Origin of the sequence: Variovorax atrisoli 110B (genome assembly GCF_000382045.1) — a bacterium.
Taxonomy (GTDB): Bacteria; Pseudomonadota; Gammaproteobacteria; order Burkholderiales; family Burkholderiaceae_C; genus Variovorax; species Variovorax atrisoli.
In genome coordinates, this window is sequence record NZ_KB907454.1 from 219,927 (window position 1) to 246,395 (window position 26,469).

Below are 26,469 nucleotides of genomic sequence, written 5' to 3' on the forward strand. Positions count from 1 at the left end.
CGCACTCAGGCCGAGGCGCGCGGTGCCGCGATGCCGCCGGTCAGGCCGCCGTCGACCACCAGCGCGTGGCCGTTCACGTAGGAGGCCTCGTGCGACATCAGGAACAGGGCCGCATAGGCCACTTCCCAGCCCGTGCCCTGGCGGCCGAAGGGCAGCGGCATCGCGAGGCGGTCGGACCTTCGGCGCGTCGCCGCGCGGCCGATGGGCGTGTCCATCAGGCCGGGCAGGATGCTGTTGCAGCGCACGCCCCGCGCCTGCCCCGCCATCGCGATCGAGCGTGCGAGCGATACCTGCGCGGCCTTGGTCGTCTCATAGGCGGGGTTGAAGCTGGAGTTGCGCAGCGCGGCGATCGACGACAGCAGCACGATGGAGCCGCCGGGCGCCATGTGCCGCAATGCCTGCTGGCCGAACAGCATGCACGAGCGCACGTTGGTCGCGTGCTCGCGGTCCCAGGCTTCGGCGGTCTGGTTGTCCAGCGACAGCCCGCTGGCCACGCCCACCACCATCACGAGGCCGTCGAGGCCGCCCATCTTCTGCACCGCGCATTCCACCGTCGTGGCGGCGGCCTCCGGCTGCGCGACGTCTGCCACCTCGGCATGGGCCGTGCCTCCCGATGCGCGCACCAGGTCGCAGGTCTTCTGCAGCGAGGCGGGGTTGATGTCGACGCAGGTCAGCGTCGCGCCCTCGTGGGCGAATAGCAGCGAGATCGCCCGGCCATTGCCCACGGGCGGATCGGGGTCGTCGATGTCGCGCTGGCCCGCGCCCACCACCAGGATGCGCCGCTGCGCGAGGCGGCCCGCGGAGGGCCGGAGGTCGCCGAGCGCTTCGGCAAAAAGCTGCTGCCCGGGCTGGATGGCTGGCGAGGACATGCGTGTCTCCTTGGTCGTCTTTCGTTGCGTTCATGGTTCAGTTTTGGAAACGTTTCCGAAACGGTGGAAACCCTCGGCCGCTGTCACCTAAGATTCACCCCGTCCCAGTCCCTCGTCTCCTTGTTCGCAAGGGAATCTCCATCCGAATGAATGCAGGAAAACAGAAGATCGATCTGCGCGACGTGGCGCGCCTGGCGGGTGTCTCGCTGGGCAGCGCGTCGCGCGCGATGAACGGCGCCGGCGCCTCGGCGGCTACGCAGGAGAAGGTCAACCAGGCGGCGGCGGCGCTGGGCTACCGCCCCAACCATGCGGCGCGCGTGCTGCGTTCGCGGCTCAGCCGCACCGTCGGCTGCCTGCTGCCCGACATCTCGAACCCGCTGTATGCGCAGGTGTTCCGCGCGCTGGAGGACGAGTTCCTGCGGCACGACTACCTGCTGCTGCTGGCCAACGGCGCCAACGACGTCGACCGCGAGACGAAGGCGTTGGGAACGTTCACGCAGCGCGGCATGGACGGCGTGATCCTCGCGCCTGGCAACGAGCGGAATGCGGCGCTGGTGGAGGCGCTGCGGGTGCTGCCGATGCCGGCCGTGGTGTTCGACCGCGAAGTCAGCGGCGCCCACGATGCCGTGCTCATCGATCACGCGGGCGGGGTGCGGCGCGTGGTCGAGCACCTGCTCGGCCTGGGGCACCGCGACATCGCCCTCGTGCTCTGGCAGGGCGACACGCGTCCGGTGCGCCGCCGCGTGCAGGGCTTCCGCACGGCGTTCCAGGCCGCGGGCCTGCCCGTGCCCGATCTGCTGGTGCAGGCGCGCAGCGTGACGGCCTCGGTCAAGGCGGAGGTCACCGAACTGCTTGCGCGACCGGAGCGACCCACCGCACTCATCGTGCAGGGCACCCACATGCTCAACAGCGCACTGCGCGCGATCGCTGCGCGCGGGCTCCAGGTGCCGCGCGACATCTCGGTGGTCGCCATCGGCGACACGCCCTTCGCCGCGGAGCACGACCCCGCGGTGAGCGTGCTCGACATCGACCAGTCCGAGACCGCGCGCTGTCTGGTCGACCTGCTGCTCACGCGGATCGCCGACAACGGCCTGCCGCAGCGCAAGGCGCGCGTCGGCCTGCGCTATGTGGAGCGCGATTCGGTGGCCAGGCCCGCGTCGGCCTAGGACCGATCAGGCCGCCGCAGTGCCGCGGTATTCCTCAACGAGCGCATCCACCAGCTCGGCGACCGTCGGCACGGCGCGCACGCCGGACACTGAATGCCCCGCGCTCCAGATGTCGGTCCAGCGCTGGTTGGGCGCCGCATTGGCGCCGCCGCCGTAGCGTCGTCTCGCTTCCTCGACCGAGATGCTCTCGTCGAGCGTCGAGATGTCGATGCCCAGCCGCCGCGCCGACGGCGCAAGAAAGCTGGCGGGCAGCCCGGTGAAGCCGCGCGTGAGAAGCACGTCGTCGATCGAGCTGTCGACCAGCATGTGCCGGTAGTCGTCGCTCGCCAGGCTTTCCTGCGTGGCGATGAAGCGCGTGCCCATGATGCCGAGGTCGCAGCCCAGCTCCCTGGCGGCGCGCAGGGCCACGCCGTCCGACAGCCCGCCCGCCAGCACGATGGGGCCGCCGAACACGCGGCGCACCGCGCGCACGAAGGCGAACGGGTTCGCCCAGCCGGTGTGGCCGCCGGCGCCCGCGGTGAGCAGCACGAGGCCATCGACGCCCGACTCGATGGCGCGCACCGCATGGTGCAGCGAGGCCACGTCGGCGAACACGCGGCAGCCGGCTTCGTGCAGGCGCGGCACCACTGAGGCCGGCGAGCCCACGCTGGTGATCACGAGCTGGGCGCGGTGCCGGGCGATGAGTTCGACCTCGGCCATCACCCTGACGGGATCGCGCCGCATGATGAGGTTGGGGCAGTAGGGCGCGGGAGCCTTGCGCTCGGGCGCGGCGGCGGCTTCTTCATCCAGGCGGGTGAGCCAGGCGTCGAATTCGTCGAGCGTCTGGCAGTTGGCCGTCGGAAAGGCGCCGATCACGCCGGCGACGCAAGCGGCGGACACCAGTTCGATGCCAGAGACACGCAGCATGGGTGCGGCGATCAGCGGCAGAGCCAGTCGGTCGAGGAAGGGAAGGGCGTGGGTCATGGCAGCGCAGTGGATGCGTTCAGGTGCGCCAGGGCGGCGCGCGTTTGCAGGACGAGTTGCTCGACGATCGCGGCAAGCGGCTCGGTGCGCGTGGCGAAGCCGATGGCCGGACCGAGCGAGAGCATGCCGTTGCGCCAGTCCCCGTCGCCGTAGCAGCGGTCGCGCGCCACGCGGCTGTCGAGCAGGGCGCCGAAGGCGGCGTGGTCGGCCGCGCCGGCGCGCTCGATGGTGTCGACCTGCGCGGCGGTGTCGTTGCGCAGCACGCGCCAGGTGTTGCCCAGCGTGTGCAGCAGGCGCATGGTGCTGTGCTCGTCGCAGTCCACCAGGTGGTTCTTGTAGGCCGCATGGGCCGAGACCTCGTCGCTCACGAGGAAGCGGCTGCCCATCAGCACGCCGTCGGCACCGAGCGCGAGTGCGGCGGCGAGCTGGCTGCCGTGGCCGATGCCGCCGCCCAGCACCAGCGGAACGTGGAACTGCCCCCGCGCCATGGCCAGCGCGCCCATCAGCATGGTCGGAAGCTCGTTGGCGCCGGGGTGCCCGCCTTCCTCCATGCCGACCAGCGCGACCGTGTCTGCGCCGGCCGCCTGGGCGGCGAGGGCATGCCGCACGCTCGATGCCTTGTGGATCACGATGCCGCCGGCTGCGTGGATGGCCCGGATCAGCGCATCGGGTGCGTAGCCCGCGGTCTCGAAGTGGCGCACGCCGTGCGCCAGCGCGGTCTCCAGCGAAGCCTGCACGCCGGCATTGGCCTGCGGGCGTGCCGACAGCGTGAGGTTGACGCCGAAGGGACGGCCTCCGGTGATCTCGCTGCATCGCCGCAGCTGCTCGCGCAGCGCGGCCTCGCCGTCGAAGGAGCGTGGGGTGATGAAGCCCATGCACCCGGCGTTGGTCAGCGCGCCCACATAGCGTGCGTCCGAGAGCCACATCAGCCCGCCGCCGAGGATCGGGTAGGCCAGGCCGAAGAGACGCGTCAGGCGGGTGGACAGCGGAGGCTGGCTCACGGCAGCAGCTGGCGTGCGTTGTCGAGGCCGGGCGCATCGGCCAGCGCCGACGGATCGACGCCCTCGAGCGGCACCGGAAAGCGCACCAGCGACAGCGCTTCGGTGCCGTTGACCAGGCCGCGCTGCGCGAACTGCGGCAGCGCAGCGAGTTCGGCGGGCGGCACCACGGGCGCGACGGGCAGGTCGTTGCGCGCCATCGTCTCGAAGGCTTCGGCGGAGTCGCGCGCGGCGAGCTGCTGCGCGATGCGGTCGTTGATGGCCTGGGCCTGCTTCTTGCGCGCGCCCAGCGTGCGGTAGGGCTCGCCCGCGAAGTCGCCCATGTCGAGCACGTCGCAAAGCCGTGCCCAGAAATGATCTTCGAGCGCGGCGACGCTCAGGTGCTGCCCGTCGCGGCAGCGGAAGCTGCCGTACGCGGGCTTGAGCTGCGTGGACGTGCGCTGGCGCTCGAGGCTGTTCGCGGCGTCGGCGCGGTAGGCGCCCAGGCGCGGGTTCATCCAGTGCAGCACGCAGTCGGCCAGCGCCACGTCCAGGTGCTGGCCCCGGCCCGTGCGCTCGCGCTGCAGCAGCGCCGCCAGCGTGGACGACAGCGCATACATCGAGCCGCACAGGTCCGCCACCGGCAGGCCGAAGTTCTGGGTGGGCGGGCCGCCCGGTTCGCCCGAGACCGCGAGCGCGCCGGCCGCGGCGAGGTAGTTGATGTCGTGGCCGGGCAGCTGCGCCCACGGCCCCGCCTGCCCGTAGCCGCTGAGCGAGACGTACACGAGGCGCGGAAAGCGCTCGCGAAGGCTCGCGTAGTCCAGGCCCAGGCGCGCCATCACGCCGGGGCGGTACGACTCCACCAGCACGTCGGCCTGCGCTACCAGCTCCTGCACGCGGGCGCGCTGCGCCTCGTCCTTCAGGTCCGCCAGCAGGCTGAGCTTGCCGCGGTTCACGGCCTCGAAGCCGCCCGGGCCCATGCGTCGCGCGTTGTCGCCGCCGGGCGGACGCTCGATCTTGATGACGCGCGCGCCCATCTCCGCGAGGTTCTGCGTGAAGAAGGGGCCGGGCAGCAGTTCGCTGAAGTCGAGTACGGTGACGCCCGCCAGCGGGCCGGCGGCGCTCACGCGGCGCCTCGCTCGACGATCACCGCGTCCAGCGGCAGGGCGCCTTCGCCCCGGGCGCCGACCCAGATCGGGTTGAGGTCCATCTCCTCGATGCGCTGCGCATTCGCCGTCACGAACTCGGACACGCCCAGCAGCAGCCGCTCCAGCGCGGGCACGTCGGCCACGGGCCGGCCGCGCGCGCCATCGAGCACGGGGAAGCAGCGCATCTCGCGCACCATGGAGGCGGCGTCCTCGGGGCTCAGCGGCAGCAGGCGGCGCGTGACGTCGCGCAGGATCTCCACGTAGACCCCGCCCAGGCCGAAGGTCATCACATGCCCGAACACCGGATCGCGCGTGACGCCCGCCATCAGCTCCACGCCGCCGCCCGGTGCCATCTTCTCGATCAGCAGGCCGTCGATGGCGGCATCGGGCCTGTGATGCCCCGCCGAGGCCATGATGTCGTCCCATGCCAGCTCCAGCTGCGCGCCGTCGGCGATGCCCACGCGCACGCCGCCGATGTCGGACTTGTGCAGGATGTCGGGGCTCGCGATCTTCGCGACCACCGGGTAGCCCATGCCGTCGGCGAGCTGGCGCGCTTCTTCCCGCGTGCGCGCCACCGCCACGGGCAGCAGCGGGATGCCGGCCTTCTCCAGCAGGGCCTTGGCCTGCAGTTCCGAGAGATTGCGCAAGGCACCGGCCGGCGCTGCCGGCACGGCACTCGGAAGGCGGCGCGCCGGGCGGTCGGCCGCGCTGCGGCGCCAGCGGCCCCATTCCGTCCAGCGCCGGATCGCGGCGATCGCCTTGCCCACCGAGCGCGGCGGCGCGAAGCCTGCCGCGACCAGCATGCGGTATCCCTCGCCCAGCCTGTCGCTCATCCAGATCGGGACGATGGGGCTGCGCACGCGCTTCTGCGCCGCGATGATGGTCTGCGCCATGCGCACGGTGGTCTCGCCGTAGTCCAGCGCGATCGGCGCGATCACGCAGCCCGTGTTGGGGTCGGCGGCGACCGCGCCCAGCGTGCATTCGACGAGGTCGGCGTCGCTGAGCACGGCGGCCGTCGTGTCGACCGGGTTGTTGACAGCCGCGTAGTCGGGCAGCTTGCTGCGAAGCAGCGCGATGGTCTCGGGTGCGAACTCGGCCAGCTTGAGGCCGGCCGTGCCCACCGCATCGGCCGTCAGCGCGGTGGTACCGCCCGAGGAGCAGTACACGCCGATCTCCTCGCGCTCGCCGGGCATGGCGCGCGCGAAGAGCCAGGCCGTGTCGACCAGCTCGTCGATGTCGTCGACCTCGATCACGCCGTACTGGCGGAACACCGCGCTGTTGACCTCGGCCGAACCGGTCAGCGAGGCCGTATGCGACTGCGCGGCGCGCTGCCCGTACTCCGACTTGCCGACCTTCAGCGCGATGACCGGCTTGCCGTTGTCCGCCGCGCACTGCAGCGCGGCCAGGAAGCGCGGGCCGTCCTTGATGCCTTCGAGCAAGGTCACGATCACCTTGATGTCCGGCGCGGTCGCCATGTAGTGGATGAAGTCCGCCACCTGCAGGTCGACCTCGTTGCCGGTGGAGGCCCACAGGCCGATGCCGATGCCGCGCTCCATCGCCTGCATCACGTTGCGCCCCAGCCCGCCGCCCTGCGTGGCCAGGCCGATCGGGCCCTTGACCAGGTCGTGCGGGAACGACGGCGAGAAGGTCATGCCCAGGCGGGCGTTGACGTTGGTCAGGCCGGGGCAGTTCGGTCCGTAGACGCGCATGCCGGCCTGCTCGGCGATCTCCTTGAGCCGGGCCTGGGCCCGCTCGCCCTCGGCGCCGGCCTCGCCGAAGCCCGAGGTGAGGATGATCGCGAAGGGCACGCCCCTGGCCGCGCATTCCTCCATCACCGCGATGACGCCCGATGCGGGCACGGCGATGACGGCGACGTCGGGCGTCTGCGGCAGCGAGGCGATGCTGGGCCAGCAGCGATGGCCGCGCAGTTCGCTCTTCGTGGGATTGACCAGGTAGAGCTCGCCGTCGATCTGCGAATGGTCGAGCAGGTTGCTCAGGGTGCGCCCGCCGATGCTCTGCGGGCGCTCGGAAGCGCCGACGAGGGCGATGGCGCGCGGATGGATGAGGCGTGACAGGTCGGTGCCGAAGGCCGGATGGGTCATGCTGTGCAACTCCTGCGGCGTTCAGGCGATGGCCGAGATGCCGAGGATCTCGCGTCCGACGATCAGCGTCTGCACTTCGGTCGTGCCTTCCGGAATGGTCCCGCCGCGGGTGTCGCGGAAGATGCGCTCGATCGGGTAGTCGGTGGCGTAGCCCAGGCCGCCGTGCACCTGGAGCGCCATGCTGGCCACCTCGTGGGCAGCCTCGGTGGCGTAGAGCTTGGCGATGGACGCGGCGGTGCGCGCGTCATGGCCCGAGTCGAGTGCGGCGGCGGCGCGCAGGCCCAGCGCGCGTGCGGCCTCCACGCGGATCGTCATGTCGACGATCAGCTTCTGCACCAGCTGGAAGCTGCCGATGGGCTTGCCGAACTGCGTGCGCGTGCGCGCGTAGTCGATGGAGAGGTCGAGCGCCGACTGCGCGGCGCCCACGGCGCCCATGGCGATGTTCACGCGCGCGCTGTCCAGGCCGATCAGCATCTTCTTGAGCGCGCCTCCTTCCTCGCCCAGCAGGTTCTCGCGCGGCACCTTGACGTTGTCGAAGCCCAGCTCGGCCGTGCCGGTGCTGCGCAGCACCATCGTGTCGACGCGTCGCATCTCGTAAGGGGACACGTCCCGCTCCACGAGGAAGGTGGAGAGCTGGCCCTGGCAGTCGGGGCTGAAGGTGCGTGCCACGACGATGCCGAAGTCGCCGAAGGCACCGTTCGTGATCCACAGCTTGCGGCCGTTGAGCACGTAGTGGTCGCCCTGCAGGTCGGCGCGAGTCTGCACCTGCGCGATGTTGGAGCCCGTGCCCGGCTCGCTGATGGCGCTGAAGCAGCGCCGCTCGTTGTTCAGCAGCGGCTTGAGGAAGCGCTCCTTCTGCGCGGGCGTGGCCTCGGCCGCGAGCTTGTTGATCGCCGCGTTGGTGATGTTGAGGATCGTGCGCAGCGAGAGCCAGGCGTAGCCCGCTTCCTCCATCAGCATCGCCCAGGTGAGCTGGTCCAGGCCCATGCCGCCTTCTTCCTCGGAGAGCCGCCCGCCCAGGTAGCCGAACTCCGACAGTGGCTTGAGCAGCTCGAAGGGAAAGGTCTTCTCCTGGTCGTGGCGCGCGACGATGGGGGCGACCTCGCTCTTCATGAAGCGGCGGATGCTGTCGCGCAGCATGGCTTGTTCTGCAGTCTGGGTGTACACGTTGTCTCCTGTTTGTTGGTGATGAGGATGGGCCGCGCTCAAGGCTCTGCGGGAGGCGAGGCCTTGGTGCCGCGGCGGGAAGAGGAAGAAGAAGCGAGGGAGGAAGATTGCGAGGAAGAGGCCGCTGCCGCTGCCGGCTGCTCGCGCGTCGCGCCCTCGGCGGCCTGCTTGCGAAAGACGATGGCCTTGACCTCCTGCAGCGCCTCCAGGCAGCGCTCGCGCTGGTCGCGCATGCGATGGGTGAGTCCGGCCACCGACAGGGCCAGCGTCTCGCCGCCGATCTGGCCGGCCACGGCCACGGCGGTCAGTCCTTCGCTGCCTTCGTTCTCGACCCAGATCCAGCCCTGTTCGCGCGCACGTTCCACCTGCGCCTCGAGCTGGGCCAGGTCTGTGAGCGTGCCGGAGGCCAGCACGCGCAGCGGCTTCAGGCGCAGCTGGCGCGCCGCCTCTTCCGGCGTGCCGGCCGCAAGGATCGCCTTGCCGAGTGCGGAGACGTGCAGCGCGAGCTTGTCGCCCACGTGCTGCATGTAGCGCAGCGCATGCCGGCCCTCGCTCAGCGCGATGACTTTCACGACGCCGTTCTCCAGCCTCCCGCACAGGCCGGTTTCCCCCGTGCGGTCGCGCAGCAGTTCGCACGCTTCCGCGCCCACGGCGTAGAGCGGGTCGCTCGCGGAGATCTCCTTGGCCACCGTGAGCAGGCGCGCGGTTGGATAGAAGCGCCGGCTGCGTGCGGTGCGCAGCAGATAGCCGAGCTCGTGCAGCGTGTGCAGCAGGTCGGAGCAGCTGCTCTCGGGCAGGTCCATGAGGCGGGCCAGGTCCGAGTTGGACAGCTCGCGCTTCTCGCGCGCAAAGACTTCGAGCAGGGTCATCGTGCGGGCGGCTGCAGGGACGATGGTTGGCATGAATCCTCCGATAGGTCGTAGAAGTTATCGATCATAGCGACGGGATTCATGCGTTTGCAGAAGATTCAGGTTGAAAAATCGCCTTCAGAGGGCAGAAAACACGGTTGTCAAAAAACGACTGGTTGAAGTAGTCTACGTCTATTCGTAGAAAAAAGGCAATCGAACCGCGTTGCAAAAACCAGGAGACAACCCTTGAACACCTTCTTCAAAGCCATCGCCGCATGCGGCTGCGCGCTCTTCCTCTCCGCCGGCGGCCACGCCGCCGACGAGGCCCAGGGCTGGCCTTCCAGGCCGCTGACCTTCGTCGTGCCGTTTCCGCCCGGCGGCATCACCGACAACACCTCCCGCCTGCTTGCGCTGAAGCTGGGCGAGAAGCTCGGCCAGCAGGTGGTCGTCGACAACCGGCCCGGTGCCGGCGGCTCCATTGGCGTGGAATACGCGGTGCGCCAACCGGCGGACGGCTACACGCTGATCTACGGCACGCAGGGCACGCATGCGGCCAACCTCGCGCTCTACAAGAACGTGCGCTACGACCCGGTCAAGGACTTCACGGCCGTGCACGGCATGTCGGAGTCGCCGCTGATCCTGGTCATCAACCCGAACAAGCCGTTCAAGACGGTGCCGGAGCTGGTGGCATACGCAAGGCAGAACCCCGGCAAGCTCAACTTCGGCTCCGCGGGCGCAGGCACGGCCACGCACCTGACGGCGGAGCTCTTCCAGACCACCGCGGGCGTCAAGATGACGCACGTGCCCTACAAGGGCAGCAGCCCCGCGTTGACCGACCTGATCTCCGGCAACCTCGACCTGGCCTTCGACTACGCCGCGGTGGTGCTGCCCTTCGTGCAGTCGGGAAAGCTCAAGGCGCTGGCCGTCACCGGCAAGTCGCGCCTGAGCAGCGCGCCCGACCTGCCGACCGTGGCCGAGCTGGGCTACCCCGGCGCCGAGTCCAGCGCGTGGGGCGCGATGTTCGTCTCGTCGAAGACGCCTGCGCCCATCGTCAAGCGGCTCGCCGACGCCATGGCGGAAGTCATCGTGAACCCGGAGCTCCTGGCCGCCACCGAGAAGTTCGGCAGCGTGCCGATGCGCGGCATGCGCGGCGAGAAGCTCGACGCCTTCGTCAAGTCCGAGATGACGCGCTGGCGCGAGGTGGTGCAGAGCTCCGGCGCCAGGCTGGAGTAGCGCGCGCACCGCATCCCCCTCTTTTTTCGACAACCGGGAAATCCGTTTCTATGACCACTGACCTGCGTGGCCTGCAGCCACAGCATCCGACGCTCTACCAGCTCGCGCCCGACGGCGAGTCGCTGGAGTTCCTCTTCGCGCAATGTCCGGCGTGCCGCAAGCTCGTCTTTCCCGCCAACGTGCCCGGCTGCAGCCACTGCGGCGATCCGCTGCACGGTGCCGAGAAAGTGGCGCGCCCCGGCGGCGGCAAGCTGCTGGAGTACGTCACCCTGCACGTGCCGCTGCTGCCCGGCATGGAGGTGCCGCGCATCGCCGCCGACATCCTCATCGAGGACGGGCTCATCGAGGAGGGCGTGATCGCCGGAACCGACGAGTCGGCCCTGCGGGTGGGCATGGCGCTGCGCGCCGTCGGCGTGGCGCAGCCCGGCGGCGAGACCTTCGCCTGCCGCTTCGTTCCGGTTGAAGGAGGGGCGCGATGAGCAACTGGATCGACGACAACGAAGGCGTGTACGTGGCCGGCATCGGCATGCATGCGTACCAGTTCCCGAGCGAGACGCCCTATACGCACCTGGGCCTGACCGCGGTGCGCGCCGCACTGGCGGATGCGGGGCTGGCCTGGCCGCAGGTGAACAGCGCCTATGTGGGCACCACCTCCATCGGCATGGCGGCCGGGCGCGTGATGCTGCGGCATCTCGGCTCGAGCGGGCTCGCGGTCACCCAGGTCGAGAACGCATCGGCATCGGGCTCGTTCGCCTTCCGGCAGGCATGCATGGAGGTGGCGGGCGGCGTCAGCGACGTGGTGCTGGCGGTGGGCGTGGACAAGCACGGCGATGGCCGGCGCGCGGCCGACAAGGAAGGCCTCGCCCGCTTGAGCGAGACGGCCAACGTTCCTGCCGTGAAGTTCGCGATGATGGCCCGCACCTACCTGCGCGAACGCGGCGCAGACCCCGCGTCGATGGCGCAGGTGGCGGTGAAAAACCACGGCAATGCATCGCGCAACCCGTTCGCGCAGTTCCGCAAGCCGCGCACCCTCGAACAGGTGCTCGCGTCGCCGCTCGTCGCGGGCGACCTGACGGTGCAGCAATGCTGCCCGCGCGGCGAGGGCGCTGCGGCCGTCATCGTCGTGTCGGGCCGCGCGCTGCGCCGGCTCGGCCTGGATCCAGCGCGCTGCGTGCGCGTGCGCGCGTCGGCCGCGTGCAGCGAAACCCCGGAGACTTCCTACGGCGCCGCGGCGGTCGACCTCGTGCGTGCCAGCGCCCGCGCGGCGCTCGAGCAGGCGGCGATTCCCGCCAGCCGGCTGGACCTGCTGGAACTGCACGACGCCTTCTCGGTGGAGGAGCTGCTCTACAGCGAAGCCATCGGCGTGTGCGAGCCGGGCGAGGGCGCCGCCTACCTGCTGCGCGGCGACTCGCGGATCGGCGGGCGCTGCGCGATCAACGCATCCGGCGGCCTCATCGGCATGGGCCATCCGCTGGGCCCCACCGGCATCGGCCAGATCGCGGAGATCACGCGGCAGCTTCGCGGCGAGGCCGGCGACCGGCAGCACGAGGGTGCCAGCTGGGGCATGGCCCACATGATCGGGCTCGGGTCGGTGGCCATCGCGCACGTCCTCTCCCGCGCCACGGCATGACAGAGCAAGAACTTGCAAGGAGACACCATGCCTGAAAACATCTGCCCCGATCACGTCGAACTCTCGACGCTCACCTACCGCGTCGAGGGCCACGTGGCCGTCGTGACGCTCAACCGGCCCGACCGCATGAACACGCTGGGCGGCACGATGAAGCCCGACCTCGCCCGCGCGTTCTTCGAACTGGCCCGCGACGACCAGCGCGTGCGCGCGGTGGTGCTCACGGGCGCCGGCGAGCGCGCCTTCTGCGCCGGCGCCGACATCAAGGAACGCGCCGATCACCAGATCTGCGCCACCGACTTCTTCGTCGCGCAGAAGGCGACGCACGACCTGTTCCGCGGCATCGAGGAATTCGAGAAGCCCACCCTCGCGGCGATCAACGGTGTCGCGCTCGGCGGCGGCCTGGAGCTGGCCCTGTGCTGCGACCTGCGGCTGGCGGCCGACCACGCACGGCTGGGCCTTCCGGAAGTGCGCCTGGGCGTGATCCCCGCAGCCGGCGGCACGCAGCGGCTGCCGCGCCTGATCGGCGAGGCGCGCGCCAAGGCGCTGATGCTGACGGCCGCGCAGATCGATGCGGCGCGCGCGCTCGACTACGGCCTGGTCACGCAGGTATTGCCGGGTGCCGAGCTGCTGCCGGCGGCCGTCGCGCTCGCACAGCAGATCGGCGAGATGCCGCCGCTGGCGGTGCGCTTCGCCAAGCGCGCGGTGAACCGCGGCATGCAGACCGACCTCGACAGCGGCCTCGAGTACGAGCGCTATGCCGCGGCCCTGCTGGTGGACAGCGAGGACCGCAAGGAAGGCATGCGCGCCTTCGTCGAGAAGCGCAAGCCCGTGTTCCAGGGGCGCTGAACCCACCCGCATCTCCATCCATTCAAAAGACAAGCAAGCAAGGAAACACACACATGAAACTCGGTTTGGAATCCCAGGTTGCCCTGGTGACCGGCGGCGGCCAGGGCGTCGGCCGGCAGATCTGCATCGAACTCGCACGCGAAGGCGCGCGCGTCGTCGTCAACGACCTGTTCCCCGAGCGGGCGCAGGCCGTGGCGCGCGAGATCGAGGCGCAGGGCGGCAAGGCGTTGGCCGCACCCGCCGACATCACGCAGGCCGACCAGGTGCAGGCCATGATCGAAGCGGCCACGCGGCACTTCGATGCGCCGGTGCAGATCCTGGTGAACAACGCCGGCATCATCCCCGAGCGCCGCGAGAAGGGCGGGCGCACCCCGGCCTTCGTCGACATGCCGGTGGCCGACTGGGCCAAGATCGTCAACCTCAACGTGTACGGCACCTTCCACTGCTGCCACGCCGTGCTGCCCGGCATGGTGGCGGCCAAGCGGGGGCGAATCGTCAACATCATCTCGGAGGCCGGCCGCATCGGCGAGGCCAACATGGCCGTGTACTCCGGAGCGAAGGCCGCCATCGCGGGCTTTGCCAAGGCCCTGGCGCGAGAGCATGGCCGGCATGCGATCACCGTCAATTCGATCGCCCTCGGCGCGGTCTCGCACGAAGGCATCAAGGACGGCCCGCTGCATTCCGACGCGACTGTCCAGAACAACGAACTGCTCGCGAAGATGGTGAACCTCTATCCCATCTCCAAGGGCGTGGGGCGGCTGTCGCGGCCGGACGATGTCTCGGGGCTGGTGGCGTTCCTCGCATCGGACCGCGCCTTGTTCGTCACCGGCCAGACGATCGGCGCGTCGGGTGGCTTCGCGATGATCTGACGAGGCGGGCTGTGCCGCGGCGCCGAGCGGCTGCGCGGCGCTAGAGATTCACCACGATCCGATGGATCTGGATCCGCTGGGGCAGCTCGATCAGCAACTCCTTGTCGCGCGGCAGGTGGTGCACCGCCTGCGGGTCGCCCTTCGTGAAGTCGGTCATCGACGCCATGTCGGGCCAGTAGGAGATCGTGGTGAACCAGGTTTCGTTTTCCCGGTCTTCGCGAAGGAGCTGGACGGCGAGCGCGGTCTTTTCGAGCGGAGGGACGCCTTCGGCTCGGTTGTAGGCCTCGTACTCGTCGGCGAGCTCGGGACGCGTGCGGCCTCGCCAGATGCGGGCAATGGTGGCTTCGGTGTTCATGATTGCCTGGTCCTTCGTCGATGCAGATTTGGGAACAAGGGCGTGCGCCATCGGCATTCTTGGAGATGTTTCTGCTGGCGATTGCACAGTCGCGGGCTTGAGCATCTTGGCGTTTTTGAGAGCCTTGGGTAGGAGGACCGGGCCTTCCGGTGACAGAACTTCGACCGCCTCGATGCGCGCTCCCCCCACGCTGCAGATCGTGAAGGGCTTATGCCTCCCTGTCCGTCCTGCAGGGCTGCTCCAGCGAGTCTGATCTGAAAGAAAAAGTAAGATGCGCGCTTCCGCCCCGTGCCACAGAATCCATCCCAACCGGCCGCGGGAGCCGGCGAGTCGATGGTGTCCAGGGGCATGGAACCCGAGTGCGACGAGGAGGAGCGATGAACGACGGTCATTCCAAGCACCCCGGCGTGCGAGCGCATGCGATGCCGCGAAGCCTCCCATGAGCGCGAGGGCTCGGACGGCTCATTGCACGGCGCCCGACTGAGGCGTCACCCAGCCCACAGCGCGTGCACGTGGCCAGCCCGTTCCCGTTCGTCGAGTGTCTCGTCGCGATTCGCGCACGCATTGCCGCTGTCTTCATTCTGTTGACGTGCCTTGCACTCGCGAGCCATGCGCAGCAGCAGCAGCAACAGCAGCCGCACCCCCTGACACTCGACGCCCGATCGACCCTTGCAGAGCGCAGCTTCATCGGACGCATACAGGCCTATTACGACGAAAGCGGAAAGCTCACGCGCGAGCAGGTGGATTCGCCTGCCTTCCGGCAGCAGTTCAAGACGGTCGAGGGCACCTTCAACGGCGGCTATGTCAGGGGCGCCTGGTGGGTGCGGTTCCAGGTCCGGGCCTCGCCCGAACAGGTCGCCCGTCCGCTGGAGAACGGCTGGTGGCTGCGGCTGAACGCGCCTTACGCCGACTACATCGACGTGTGGTGGCGCGGCGCCGACGGCGGGTTCGAGCATCGCGCCCTCGGCGGGATGCGGGCGGGTTCCAAGCGCGAACTGCCCTGGTCGATGCCCACGGTGCGGCTGCCGGAGTGGCCCGATACCGAGCCGCGCTGGATCTGGGTGCGCCTGGCGGGCGACCGTACCCTGAGCCTGGTCGGCGGCGTGTCGCCGCTGCGCGAGCAGGCCGAGGTTCAGCAGGAACTCAATTTCGTCGATGCGGGCGTCACCGGGATGGCCCTGCTGATGGCGGTGGTCAGCCTGATGATGGGCATCGCTTTGCCCGACCGCCGGTTTGTCGCCTACGCCGGCTACCTGGTCACGCTCGGCATGGTGTTCGCGAGCTCCGAGGGCCTGCCGGCGTCGTTCTGGCTGCGCGACAGCCCTCTGGCGGCGGTCCGGCTGCACAACTTCTCGGTCTGCCTGCATACGGCCGCGGCCTTCGCTTTCGCACGCGTCCTCCTCGACATGGAGCGGCAGTTCCCGCGCATGAACCGTGTCTTCCAGGTGATGACGCTCGCCTGCCTCGCGGCCTGCGCGGCGGCCATGGCGGGCTTGTACGGCCGTGTCGCCCGGCCGCTGAACCTGGCGTGGGTGCTTTTCGCGGCCTGCATCGTGCCCATGTGCATCGTGGCGCTGCGCCGCAACATGCAGGCCTGGCCGGGGCTGGTGGGCTATGCGGTCTACCTGATGATGGGATCGGTGCACTTCGCCAAGAACCTGCAGTGGCTGCCCTTCACGCTGGCGGCCCAGGCGAGCTATGCGATCGGCAGCATCCTCCACATCATGGCTTTCTTCTTCGCGCTGGGCTGGCGCGTGCGCCAGCGCGAGCGGCGTGCGCTGGCGCTGTCGCTTCGGCATCGTGCGCGGCTCTCACGGCGCGTGAACGAGCGCACCCGCGATCTGCGTCAGGAGATCGAACAGCACCACCGTACGCACGACCAGCTCGCGCTGGCGCTGCGCGAGCAGCGCGGCCTGCTGGCCATGGTCTCGCACGAGTTCCGCACGCCGCTGGGAACGATCGGCGGCGCGGCGCAGCTCCTCACCGACGACCGGCTCGGCCTGGCGCCCGAGGAGGTCAAGAAGGAGGCCGAGAAGATCGGCCGCACGGTGCTTCGCATGCGCGACCTGGTCGACACCCTGCTGGCCGACGAATGGCTCGATGCGTCGAGCGGCAACGTGCATCCGGTGCCCATCGATCTGGCGGTATTCCTGCGCGAGAAGATCGAGGAGCACAACGAAGGCAGCGGCGGCGGACGCATCGCCCTGCAGCTCGATGCGAGCGCGCTGCCGGCGCTGGTGGACGAGATGCTGCTGCACATCGCCATGGACAACCTGCTGAGCAATGCCATCAAGTACGCGCCATCTGATTCGCCGATCCGGGTCCGCGCAGGCATCCGCGCCCGGCCGTCCGAAGACCTTGCGCCGGGTGCAGCGGGGCCTTGCATCTGCATCCAGGTATGCGACAAGGGGCCAGGCTTCGCCTCGGACGACCTGCCGCATGTCTTCGAGCGCTTTTATCGCTCGGCCGGCACGCGGCGCATTCCGGGCATCGGGCTCGGCCTGCACATGGTGCACCGCATCGCCGCGGTCCATGGCGGCAGCGTGGCCGCCGCCAACGGGCCCGGGGGCGGTGCCGTGCTGACCCTGACCCTGCCGCTCCACGCAGGCAGCACGCCGGCGGAACATCCCGGGCACGAAACACGCACTGCGCTCGCCGGCCCGGGAGGCGTCCGATGAGCGGCCTCGCCCGCGTGCTGGTCATCGAGGACGATGACGACCTGCGCGACACCGTGGTGCGCTACCTGCGCGGCGTGGGCATGCTCGTCAGCGGCCTGGAGAGCGCCGAGCAGCTCGACGGGGAACTGGCACGGCAGGACTTCGATGCCGCGGTTTGCGACGTCAACCTGCCGGGCGAAGATGGATTCAGCGTGCTGGCGCGGCTGCGTGCGCGCGGCGCGATGCGCGTCGTGATGCTGACGGCGCGCGGCATGTTGAACGACCGCCTGCACGGACTGGGACTGGGCGCCGACTACTACCTCGTCAAGCCGGTCAACCTGCGCGAGCTCGAGATGGTGCTGCACAACCTGCTGCAGCGCAGCCAGGAGGTCCAGGCCCCATCCCCGGCCCCAGCCGCGCAAGAGCCGTCGGCGATGGACGCTGGCGAAGCCTCCGCCCAGGCCCCCTGGCGCTATCAACTGACCTCCTGGCTGCTGCTGTCGCCCGGCGGCGAGCGCGTGCAACTCTCGAACGCGGAAGCACGGCTGCTGCAGTGCCTGATCGAACAACCGCGCGAAGTGGTCGGCCGGGCCGCGCTGCTGGCGGCGATGGGGCGTCCGGGCCTGGAGGCGTACGAGCGCAACCTTGACGTGACGGTTTCGCGCCTGCGCCGCAAGGTGGAGCAGGCCAGCGGCGAGAAGCTGCCGGTCGTCGCGGTGCGCGGCGAAGGCTACAGCTTCCAGGGCCAGGTGCGCATCGAACTCTGAGCACTTCGGACTGCGGTGTGGCGCCGCACGAACACCAATGCATTCATTCGGTGGCGCAGACCTACCGATTTCCGTAGGTGCCCACTGTGCATTGCAAGAAAACGCAAGGTGCAAATTCGATAGCGCCATTTGAGAATTTCCCTCCGAAGCGGCACCACGGTGATGCCGCTCTCCGCCACGGCGGGACAGGAGGAGAACTCATGAAGAACGACGCGAAGACCACCATCGATCAAGGGGCGCCAGCCCCACGGACCGCCGCAGGCCCAGGCTCTTCGCCAGGTCGCTAGCCGGGCTTCCCCGCGCCCGGCGCGGGAACGGACCGCCCAAGTCCCACCGCTTCCATTCCATTTTCAGACGCAGCGTCGCCCATGCGCGCTGCGCAGGGAGAACCGTTGCCATGAATACCGCCTACAAGACCATCTGGAACGCCGCGCTCGGTGCATGGGTGGCCGTCTGCGAAACGACGCGCGCCCGCGGCAAGCGCAGCAGCGGCCGGCGCACATCGAGCGGCGCCCGCCTGTTGGTTCCGTTGGTGGGCGTGCCGGTCTTCATGCTGAGCGGAACGGCCTGGGCGGCCTGCACCGCCGCGGGCAACACGCTCACCTGCACCGGCGACACGCCCGGCTGGGTCGGCGTCGCGGACGGCGGCACGATCAACAACACCGGGAACATCGCCACTTTCGGCGATGGCACCTGGGGCATCTATGTCGGGCCCAACGTCACGATCAACAACTCCGGCACGATCAGCGGCACGGCGGGCGTGGTGGCCGGGGGCAACGCGGTGATCAACAACGACGGCGGCACGATCCAGAGCCCCGATCGCGCGATCCAGGTGACGGGCGGGCCACTCACGCTGACCAATTCGAACGGCGGCGTCATCGAGGGCCTCGCCGGCGCGCTTCTGTATGGAGGCGGCACGATCGTCAACACGGGCAACAGCCGCATCAGCAGCACGGGAAACTACCTGGGCCTGGGCTTCGGCGGCGGCAATGCGAGCGTCACCAACACGGCCGGGTCCACCATCTCGGGCGCCGTCAGCATCTACGGTCAGGCCACCTCGATCACGCTCGACAACGGCGGCCTGCTGCAAGGCAGCGTCGCCCTCGACGGCGGGCTGGTGCAACGGGTGACGCTGCGCACCGGCAGCAGGATCGCCGGCGACCTCGGCATCGGCTCCGCGGTGGGATCGACGCTGACGCTCGCGGGCGCGGGCAGCCAGATCTACTCGCAGGCTGCGACGGGCACCACCAGCTTCGGCGGCGACCTGATCAAGAACGACAGCGGCGACTGGCTGATCAACCGCGCCATGGCGCCACGGACGGCGGTGGTCAACGAGGGCGCGCTGGGCTTCGCGTCGGGCGGCACCTTCGGCACCGGGACGGCGCTCAGCCTGGATGCTTCGGGTACGCTGCTGTACACGGCGTCGGGCACCCCTGTCATCGGCAACCTGAGCGGCGTGGCGGGCAGCAAGATCTCGCTTGCGGCGGGCTCCTCGCTGACGATGGCCGACGACAGCAGCACGACGGTGGCCAGCGACTTCAGCGGCGGCGGCACGCTGATCAAGAACGGCGACGGCGTGCTCACGCTCAGCGGCGACAACAGCGCCTTCGCCGGCAGCTTCACGGCCTATGCGGGCACATTGCAGGCAGCGAGCGCGCAGGCCATCGGCGGGGCCGCGCTCGGCGTCGGCGGGCCGGTCGCACTCGCGAGCCCGTTCGCGCTCTCGCTCAACGATGTCTCCTTTCTGTCGAACGCCGGCGCCCTTGCGGTGCAGACACCCGGCGCGGTGAGCTTCAACGGCGTGGTCTCGGGCGGCGGCTCGTTGGACCTGCGCGCCGTCGGTGGCACCGTCGCGCTGCTCAACAACAACGGCTACGCGGGCGGCACGCGCTTCGCGAACAACGCGGTCGTGCTCGGCAGCAATACCGCGCTGGGCAGCGGCGTGGTCTCGATCGAGGGCAATACCGCGATGTCGGCCACGACGGCGCTGACACTGGGCAACGCCTTCGCCATCGGCAAGTCGAACACGCTAACCGTTTCCGGCCCGGCACTCGCGTTCAACGGCCAGATCTCGGGCGATGGCAGCATCGTGAAGCTGGGCGCCAACGCGCTCACGCTGACTGGCGCCAGCACCTACACGGGCGGCACGCAGGTGGCTCAGGGCACGCTGCGAATCGCCAACAGTTCGGGCAGCGCCACCGGCCAGGGCGCAGTCAACGTGCTCGGCGGTGCCACGCTCGCAGGCAACGGCGCGATCGCCGGTCCGGTGAACGTGGCGGCGGGCGCGCGCCTGTCGATCGGCAACAGCGGCGTAGGCGCGCTGAGCACCGGCTCGCTCACGCTCGCCGCGGGTTCGACGCTCGAGATGGAACTCGGCAAGGCGGGCGTGGTCGGCGGCGCGTTCAACGACTTGCTCACCGTCAACGGCGATCTCTCATTGGGCGGCACACTCGATCTCGCACCGTCGGCTGGCGGTACCTTCGGCGCGGGCCTCTACCGGCTCATCAACTACACGGGCGCGCTGACGGCCAACGCGATGACCATCGGCAACGCCTCGGTGCCCCTGAGTTACTTGTCGCTGCAGACCGGTGTGGCCAACCAGATCAACCTGGTGAACACCGGCGGGCTCGCGCTCAACATGTGGGACGGCGGCAACGCCTCGGCCTTCAACAATTCCACGGTCGAAGGCGGCAGCGGCACTTGGCGCGCAGGCTCGCCGGGCGACAACTGGACCGATGCCAACGGCATCGTCAATGCGGGCTGGATCCAAGACGGCTTCGCGGTCTTCACCGGAAAGGCAGGCACCGTCACGGTCGACAACAGCGGCGTGGGCGGTCCCGTGCGCATCGGCGGCGCGCAGTTCGCGGTGGACGGCTACGTGGTCAACGGCGACGCACTGACCATCGGTTCGCCCGCCACGGCGGTGCGCGTGGGCGACGGCACCGGCGCGAGCGCCGGCATGACTGCCAGCATCGCCGCTGCCATCGGCGGTGCAGGCGGGCTGGTCAAGGAAGACGGCGGCACGCTGATCCTCAGCGGCAAGAACACCTACCTGGGTGGCACGACGGTCAAGGGCGGCATCCTGCAGATTTCGGCCGACAACAACCTCGGCGCGGCGGGCACGGGCCTGGCGCTGGACGGCGGCACGCTGCGCATCGCGGCGGGCAGTGCACCGTTCTTCAGTGCGCGTGCGATCGCACTGGGCGCGGGCGGTGGCACCATCGACCTGAGCAACGCCCTCTGGGGCCTAAGCGGATCCATCAGCGGAGCCGGTTCGCTCACCGTCACAGGCAACGGCGGCTCGATCAACCTGGTGGCGGCCAGCAGCTACAAGGGCGGCACGGTGGTGCAGGGCGGCGCGACGATCACTGCCGGTGTCGGCTCCGCCTTCGGCAGCGGCGCGGTGCAGCAGCAGGGCAGCGGCACGCGCGTGACGCTCTACGACACGGCCAGCGCAGGCGGTAACACCTACACCGTCGGGCGCGCCGGGGTGGCCGACAACGACAATCGCCTGGGCTTCATCCAGAACGCGACGGCTGACAGCGCGAGCATCACCGTCAACGGTTCGGGCTGGAATTCGCCAACGGCGAACGCGCTGCAGTTCGGCGACAGCGCTACCGCTGGCAGCGCCGCCATCACCAACCAGGGCGGCGCGGTGTACTTCCAGCAGGGGTCGAACGCGGCCAGCGCAACGATCGGCAACGGTACCGACAGCCTGCTGAGCTTCCTCGGCTCGGCGAATGCGGGCAGCTCGAAGATCGTCAATGCCTCCGGCGGCATCGTGCACTTCGCGGAAGCCTCCAGCGGCGCGAACGCGACAGTGAGCAACGCAGCGGGCGGCGTGGTCGACGTCTCGGGCTCGACCGCCAAGGGCGGCGTCGAACTGGGCTCGCTCTCGGGCGAAGGCAATGTGGTGCTGGGTGCCACGCGGCTCACGCTGGGCGGACTGAACGCGAGCGACACGATCTCCGGCGTCGTGAGCGACAAGGGCAGCGTCTTCACGCAGCCCGGCGCAGGCACCGGCGGCTCGGTCGTCAAGGTCGGCAGCGGCACGCTGGTGCTGAGCGGAGCCAACACCTACACCGGTGGCACGACGGTGTCGGCCGGCACGCTGCGCGTGAACAACATCGTGGGCAGCGCCACCGGCACCGGCGCAGTCCTGATCCAGTCGGGCGCCACGCTGGGCGGCTCGGGCACGATCGCAGGCGCAGTCACCGTCGCCAACGGCGCCTCGGTGAACCCGGGCAACAGCCCCGGCACGCTGACCGTCGGGAGCTTGAGCCTGAATGCGGGCTCGGTGCTCAACTACGAACTTGGCCAGGCCGGTGTGGCAGGCGGACCGCTCAACGACCTGATCAACGTCAACGGCAACCTGCAGCTCGACGGGACGCTCAACGTGGCGCAGTCGGCCGGCGGCACGTTCGGCGCGGGCGTCTACCGCCTCATGAATTACGGCGGCACGCTGACCGACAACGGCCTGGACGTCGGCACCGCGCCCACCGACGCGAGCCAGATGTTCGTGCAGACCTCGGTGGCCAATCAGGTCAACCTGGTGAACAGCAACGGGCTGGTGCTCAACCTGTGGGACGGCGTCGATCCCGCCAGCTTCAACGACGGCAAGATCGCCGGCGGTTCGGGCACGTGGCGCGCGGGCACGCCGGGCGACAGCTGGACCGATGCCAACGGCATTGCCAACGGCAGATGGGTGCAGGACGGGTTCGCGATCTTCGGCGGCAAGGCGGGCACCGTCACCGTGGACGGCACGGGCTCGGGGGGACCGGTGCGCATCGGCGGCGCGCAGTTCGCCGTCGATGGCTACACCGTCGTGGGTGACGCGCTGACCGTGAACGCTGCAGGCTCCGTCATCCGCGTCGGTGACGGCAGTGCCGCTGGCGCCGGGATGACCGCGACCATCAACGCCGAGATCGCCGGCACGGGAAGCATCGTGAAGGACGACCTGGGCACGCTCGTGCTCGGCGGCAGCAACAGCTATGCGGGCGGCACGACAGTCCGAAGCGGCATCCTGCAGATCTCGTCCGACGCCAACCTCGGCGCGGCCACGGGCAAGCTCGCGTTGCAGAACGGCGCCACGCTGCGCGTGACCGGCGACGCCACCAGTACGCGCGCGGTGAGCGTGGGCGCCGGCAGCAACAGCTTCGAGATCGCCGCAGTGCGCACGCTCACGCTGAACGGCTCCATCAGCGGTGCCGGCAGCCTGCGCAAGACCGGCGCAGGCACCCTGCGGCTCGGCGCGGCCAACGACTACTCTGGCGGTACTTTCGTCGATGCGGGCACGCTCTCGACCGATGTCACCGGCGCGCTCGGCAGCGGCCCGGCGAGCGTGGCCTCCGGCGCCACGTTGCAGCTCGGAGGCAGTTTCGATGCCGGCACCGTGGCCATCGCGAATCAGGGCACCGTGCGGCTGCAGGGCACGGCGAGCGCGGGCAGCACGACGCTCACCAACTCGGCGGGCGGCGTGCTGGCTTTCGCGGACAGCGCATCCGCCGACAAGGCCACGGTGCTCAATCAGGCGGGCGCGCAGCTGCGCATCGACCAGGCGACCACTGGCGTGAGCATCGGCGCGGTCCAGGGCGAGGGCGAAGTGGTGCTGGGCGCGAAGGTGCTGACCACCGGCGGATCGAACGCCGACACGACGCTCTCGGGCGTCGTCGACGGCACGGGCGGCTCGATCGTGAAGGTGGGCGGCGGTACGCTCACGCTGACCGGCGCCAACACCTACACGGGCGGCACCACCGTGAGCGGCGGCACGCTCAGCGTCGACAACCAGAGCGGCAGCGCCACGGGCACGGGGGCGGTGCAGGTCCAGAGTGGCGGAACGCTCGCGGGCAGCGGCAGTATCGCGGGGGCGGTCACCATCGGCAAGGGCGGCGTCCTGTCCGCTGGCAACAGCCCCGGCACGCTGACGCTCGGCGCGCTCACCCTCGCCGGCGGTTCCACCTTGAACTACGAACTCGGCCAGGCGGGCGTGTCCGGCGGCGCGCTCAACGACCTGATCAACGTCACGGGCAACCTGCAGCTCGACGGCACGCTGAACGTCGCGCAGTCGGCTGGCGGCAGTTTCGGCCCTGGGCTGTACCGGCTCATGAACTACGGCGGCAGCATGGTCGACAACGGCGTGGACATCGGCACCGTGCCCACGGGTGCCAAGGCGGCCGACCTGCAGCTGCAGACCTCGGTGGCGAACCAGGTGAACCTGGTCAACCGCGCGGGCCTGTCGCTGAACTTCTGGGACGGTGGGGACAGCAGCAAATACAACGACGGCCAAGTGGCCGGCGGCTCGGGCACCTGGCGCGCGGGCAACCCGCAGCCTTCGCTGGACGGCTGGACCGACATGGACGGCAAGCTCAACGCCAATTGGGCGCAGGGCCAGTTCGCCGTCTTCGGCGGCAAGGCCGGCACCGTGACGGTCGACGGAGCCGGCGGCGCGGTGCGCATCGCCGGGGCGCAGTTCGCGGTCGACGGCTACGTGGTTCAGGGCGACGGCCTCACGCTGGACAACCCGGGCTCGGTGGTGCGCGTGGGCGACGGCACCGCCGCGGGCGCGGCCATGACGGCCAGGCTCGATGTCGCGCTCTCGGGTGCGGGGGGGCTCTCCAAGGAGGACGCGGGCCGGCTGATCCTGGGCGGCGTCAACAGCTATACGGGCGGCACCATCGTGAAAGGCGGCGTGCTGCAGGGCGCCGCCGCCAGCCTGCAGGGCAACATCGTGAACAACGCCGAGGTCGCGTTCGACCAGGACAAGACCGCCGGCACTTATGCAGGCGTGATGAGCGGCACCGGCAGGCTGCGCAAGATCGGCAGCGGCACGCTGACACTGGCAGGCGCCAACAGCTACAGCGGCGGCACGCTGGTGGATGCGGGCACGCTCGCCACCAATGCGAGCGGCGCACTCGGCACCGGTGCGGTGAGCATCGCGTCGGGCGCGACGCTGCAGTTCGGCGGCAAGGCGGACGCGGGCCCGCTCGCCATCGCGAACCAGGGCACGTTGCGGCTGCAGGACGGCGCGAACGCCGCGGGCGCCAGCGTGACCAACGCGGCCGGCGCACAGGTGCGCATCGACCTGGCCACGACCGGTGCGAGCATCGGCGCACTGGGCGGCGCGGGCGATGTGGTGCTCGGCGCGAAGACGCTCACTACGGGCGCAGTCGGCAGCGACACGACGATCTCGGGCGCCATCACCGGCACCGGCGGCTCGCTGGTCAAGGTGGGCGCAGGCACGCTCACGCTCGCGGGCACCGCCAGCTACAGCGGCGAGACCCGCGTCGCGGCGGGCACGTTCAAGGCAGGCGCCGCCAACGCATTCAGCGCGGCCTCCAGCACCGTGGTGGCCGGCGGCACCACGCTCGACCTGGCGGGCTTCAGCCAGACGGTGGCGAGCCTGAGCAACAGCGGCACCGTCACGCTCGCAGGCGCCGCAGCCGGCACCACGCTCACGGTCAACGGCAACTACGTCGGCAACAACGGCGTGCTGAAACTGGCCACCGTGCTCAACGATGGCGCGGGGCCCTCGGACCGGCTGGTGATCAAGGGCGGCGCGGCCAGCGGCAGGACCACCGTGCAGGTCACCAACCTCGGCGGCTTGGGCGCCCTCACCACAGGCAACGGCATCGAGGTGATCAGCGCGATCGACGGCGCGACCACCACTGCGCAGACCACGAAGGACGCGTTCACCCTCGCAGGCGGCCATGTCGACGCCGGCGCCTTCGAGTACCGGCTGCACGCGGGCGATGCAGGCGGTGCCGGCGAGAACTGGTACCTGCGCAGCGAGACGGACGCCGCCACCCCAGGCGCGGCCAGCCCCGGTCTGCCGACCTACCGCGCCGAGGCCTCGCTGTTCGCCGCACTGCCAAACCAGCTGCGCCAGGGCAACCTAGGCATGCTCGCGAGCCTGAGCCAGCGCATCGGCGACGACGACGTGCGCGGCAGTGCCGCTGCGACCGGGCGGGTCGGCGGCAACAACCGCCGCGCCTGGGGCCGGGTGATCTCCACCGACATGGACATCCGCCAGGGCGGCACCGTCTCGCCGCGCGCCGAGGGCCGGCTCAACGGGCTGCAGGCCGGCACCGACCTGCTGGCCACGCCGGACTGGCGCGCCGGTCTCTACGTGGGCCAGCTCGAAGGCCATACCCGCGTGAGCGGCTTCGGCAGCGGCATCCTGAACAACGCAGCAGGCGGCAGCGACCTGCGCAGCCAGTACCTGGGCCTGTACGGCACCTACTCCGATGACTCCGGCTTCTATGCCGATGTGGTGCTGCAGGCGGGCCGGCATCGCTACACGGTGCAGCCGGTTTTCAGCGCGGGCTACTCGGGCAAGGGCAACAGCCTGCTGGCTTCGCTCGAGGTGGGCAAGGCTTTCGCGATCGGCGCGAGCGGCTGGTCGATCGAGCCGCAATTGCAGCTGATCCACCAGCGGCTGCGGCTGGACGACGTGTCCATCCCGGGCGCGCTCGTCAAGCAGGATGCCGACAGCGGCTGGATCGGCCGCGCGGGCGTGCGCGTCAAGGGCAGCTTCACGACCGGCGCCGGCACGCTGCAGCCCTATGCACGTGTGAACGTCTACCGCAGCGCCAAGGGCAACGACGTCGCGCGCTTCGTGAACCCCGCGGCGATCACACCGATCGGCACGCCCATCGGCGGCACCAGCACAGAACTGGCTGCGGGCTTCACGCTGGATGTGAGTCCGAGCACGAGCCTGTACGGCGAACTCGGCAAACTGTGGGCCTCGGGCGGCGCGGCGCGCGTGGGCAGTTCGATCAACGCGGGTCTGGGGGTGCGGGTGAAGTGGTGAGGCTTCATGCGCTCGCCTTCCAACATCCCGAAGGAGGCCGAGGCGCCCCGCACGAGCGGCCGA

General features: G+C 70.0%; 17 protein-coding genes. 9 read left to right on the forward strand and 8 right to left on the reverse strand.

Annotated features, from left to right (window positions below; genetic code table 11):
- Positions 1–5: 5 nt before the first annotated feature.
- Positions 6–869, reverse strand: coding sequence for an SDR family NAD(P)-dependent oxidoreductase (locus G369_RS0117085; RefSeq protein WP_019655238.1), 864 nt, complete (start codon positions 867–869; stop codon positions 6–8).
- Positions 870–1,015: 146 nt separating this feature from the next.
- Between G369_RS0117085 and G369_RS0117090 the strand changes: the two genes are divergently transcribed.
- Entirely contained in the window at positions 1,016–2,035 is a 1,020-nt protein-coding gene (locus G369_RS0117090; protein WP_019655239.1) for a substrate-binding domain-containing protein, read from the forward strand.
- A 6-nt stretch (positions 2,036–2,041) separates the two neighbouring features.
- Here the strand turns inward: G369_RS0117090 and G369_RS0117095 are convergent, their stop codons facing one another.
- The 6 genes from G369_RS0117095 to G369_RS0117120 are packed head-to-tail and all read right to left on the reverse strand — an operon-like array spanning position 2,042 to position 9,294.
- Positions 2,042–2,998, reverse strand: a complete 957-nt coding sequence (locus G369_RS0117095; RefSeq protein WP_019655240.1) for an NAD(P)H-dependent flavin oxidoreductase — start codon at positions 2,996–2,998, stop codon at positions 2,042–2,044.
- Positions 2,995–3,999, reverse strand: coding sequence for an NAD(P)H-dependent flavin oxidoreductase (locus tag G369_RS0117100; RefSeq protein WP_019655241.1), 1,005 nt, complete (start codon positions 3,997–3,999; stop codon positions 2,995–2,997). Before G369_RS0117100 ends, G369_RS0117095 begins: the two co-directional genes overlap by 4 nt.
- The gene (locus G369_RS0117105) at positions 3,996–5,102 is read right to left on the reverse strand and encodes a CaiB/BaiF CoA transferase family protein (RefSeq protein WP_019655242.1); all 1,107 of its coding nucleotides are present in this window, start codon (positions 5,100–5,102) and stop codon (positions 3,996–3,998) included. The genes G369_RS0117100 and G369_RS0117105 overlap by 4 nt, the downstream gene beginning before the upstream one ends.
- Positions 5,099–7,225 carry an acetate--CoA ligase family protein gene (locus G369_RS0117110; protein WP_019655243.1) on the reverse strand — a complete coding sequence of 709 codons (2,127 nt, stop codon included), beginning with the start codon at positions 7,223–7,225 and terminating at the stop codon, positions 5,099–5,101. The genes G369_RS0117105 and G369_RS0117110 overlap by 4 nt, the downstream gene beginning before the upstream one ends.
- A gap of 21 nt (positions 7,226–7,246) precedes the next feature.
- Positions 7,247–8,392: an acyl-CoA dehydrogenase family protein gene (locus G369_RS0117115; protein ID WP_026346441.1), complete on the reverse strand. Its 1,146-nt coding sequence runs from the start codon at positions 8,390–8,392 to the stop codon at positions 7,247–7,249.
- A gap of 38 nt (positions 8,393–8,430) precedes the next feature.
- Positions 8,431–9,294, reverse strand: a complete 864-nt coding sequence (locus G369_RS0117120; protein WP_038114970.1) for an IclR family transcriptional regulator — start codon at positions 9,292–9,294, stop codon at positions 8,431–8,433.
- Positions 9,295–9,486: 192 nt separating this feature from the next.
- On the opposite strand from G369_RS0117120, the gene G369_RS0117125 reads away from it, so the two are divergent.
- Genes G369_RS0117125 through G369_RS0117145 form a run of 5 tightly spaced genes read left to right on the forward strand, consistent with a single transcriptional unit; the run spans position 9,487 to position 13,818 of the window.
- On the forward strand, positions 9,487–10,473 hold the full coding sequence (locus G369_RS0117125; RefSeq protein ID WP_019655246.1) for a Bug family tripartite tricarboxylate transporter substrate binding protein: 987 nt from the start codon (positions 9,487–9,489) through the stop codon (positions 10,471–10,473).
- A gap of 50 nt (positions 10,474–10,523) precedes the next feature.
- Positions 10,524–10,952, forward strand: a complete 429-nt coding sequence (locus G369_RS0117130) for a Zn-ribbon domain-containing OB-fold protein (RefSeq protein WP_019655247.1) — start codon at positions 10,524–10,526, stop codon at positions 10,950–10,952.
- Positions 10,949–12,103, forward strand: coding sequence for a thiolase family protein (locus tag G369_RS0117135; RefSeq protein WP_019655248.1), 1,155 nt, complete (start codon positions 10,949–10,951; stop codon positions 12,101–12,103). The genes G369_RS0117130 and G369_RS0117135 overlap by 4 nt, the downstream gene beginning before the upstream one ends.
- 27 nt (positions 12,104–12,130) lie before the next feature.
- On the forward strand, positions 12,131–12,949 hold the full coding sequence (locus tag G369_RS0117140) for an enoyl-CoA hydratase/isomerase family protein (protein ID WP_019655249.1): 819 nt from the start codon (positions 12,131–12,133) through the stop codon (positions 12,947–12,949).
- A gap of 53 nt (positions 12,950–13,002) precedes the next feature.
- Positions 13,003–13,818, forward strand: coding sequence for an SDR family NAD(P)-dependent oxidoreductase (locus G369_RS0117145; protein WP_019655250.1), 816 nt, complete (start codon positions 13,003–13,005; stop codon positions 13,816–13,818).
- A 40-nt stretch (positions 13,819–13,858) separates the two neighbouring features.
- Here G369_RS0117145 and G369_RS0117150 read toward each other — a convergent pair whose 3' ends face one another.
- Positions 13,859–14,173, reverse strand: coding sequence for an antibiotic biosynthesis monooxygenase family protein (locus G369_RS0117150; RefSeq protein WP_026346443.1), 315 nt, complete (start codon positions 14,171–14,173; stop codon positions 13,859–13,861).
- A gap of 584 nt (positions 14,174–14,757) precedes the next feature.
- Here G369_RS0117150 and G369_RS0117155 point away from each other — a divergent pair.
- The 3 genes from G369_RS0117155 to G369_RS0117165 all read left to right on the forward strand — a co-directional run bounded on the left by G369_RS0117155 (position 14,758) and on the right by G369_RS0117165 (position 26,406).
- Positions 14,758–16,851, forward strand: a complete 2,094-nt coding sequence (locus tag G369_RS0117155; RefSeq protein ID WP_019655252.1) for a sensor histidine kinase — start codon at positions 14,758–14,760, stop codon at positions 16,849–16,851.
- Positions 16,848–17,597 (forward strand): response regulator transcription factor, encoded by a 750-nt coding sequence (locus tag G369_RS0117160; protein ID WP_019655253.1) that lies wholly within the window; start codon positions 16,848–16,850, stop codon positions 17,595–17,597. The genes G369_RS0117155 and G369_RS0117160 overlap by 4 nt, the downstream gene beginning before the upstream one ends.
- A gap of 397 nt (positions 17,598–17,994) precedes the next feature.
- Positions 17,995–26,406, forward strand: a complete 8,412-nt coding sequence (locus G369_RS0117165; protein ID WP_019655254.1) for an autotransporter-associated beta strand repeat-containing protein — start codon at positions 17,995–17,997, stop codon at positions 26,404–26,406.
- Positions 26,407–26,469 lie beyond the last annotated feature (63 nt).

Bases quoted from the DNA above. Each gene is read 5' to 3' on its own strand.
- G369_RS0117090 (WP_019655239.1), top strand. From the start codon at position 1,016: ATGAATGCAGGAAAACAGAAGATCGATCTGCGCGACGTGGCGCGCCTG.
- G369_RS0117160 (WP_019655253.1), top strand. From the start codon at position 16,848: ATGAGCGGCCTCGCCCGCGTGCTGGTCATCGAGGACGATGACGACCTG.
- G369_RS0117095 (WP_019655240.1), bottom strand. From the start codon at position 2,998: ATGACCCACGCCCTTCCCTTCCTCGACCGACTGGCTCTGCCGCTGATC.
- G369_RS0117165 (WP_019655254.1), top strand. From the start codon at position 17,995: ATGAATACCGCCTACAAGACCATCTGGAACGCCGCGCTCGGTGCATGG.
- G369_RS0117135 (WP_019655248.1), top strand. From the start codon at position 10,949: ATGAGCAACTGGATCGACGACAACGAAGGCGTGTACGTGGCCGGCATC.
- G369_RS0117145 (WP_019655250.1), top strand. From the start codon at position 13,003: ATGAAACTCGGTTTGGAATCCCAGGTTGCCCTGGTGACCGGCGGCGGC.
- G369_RS0117140 (WP_019655249.1), top strand. From the start codon at position 12,131: ATGCCTGAAAACATCTGCCCCGATCACGTCGAACTCTCGACGCTCACC.
- G369_RS0117085 (WP_019655238.1), bottom strand. From the start codon at position 869: ATGTCCTCGCCAGCCATCCAGCCCGGGCAGCAGCTTTTTGCCGAAGCG.
- G369_RS0117120 (WP_038114970.1), bottom strand. From the start codon at position 9,294: ATGCCAACCATCGTCCCTGCAGCCGCCCGCACGATGACCCTGCTCGAA.
- G369_RS0117110 (WP_019655243.1), bottom strand. From the start codon at position 7,225: ATGACCCATCCGGCCTTCGGCACCGACCTGTCACGCCTCATCCATCCG.
- G369_RS0117150 (WP_026346443.1), bottom strand. From the start codon at position 14,173: ATGAACACCGAAGCCACCATTGCCCGCATCTGGCGAGGCCGCACGCGT.
- G369_RS0117130 (WP_019655247.1), top strand. From the start codon at position 10,524: ATGACCACTGACCTGCGTGGCCTGCAGCCACAGCATCCGACGCTCTAC.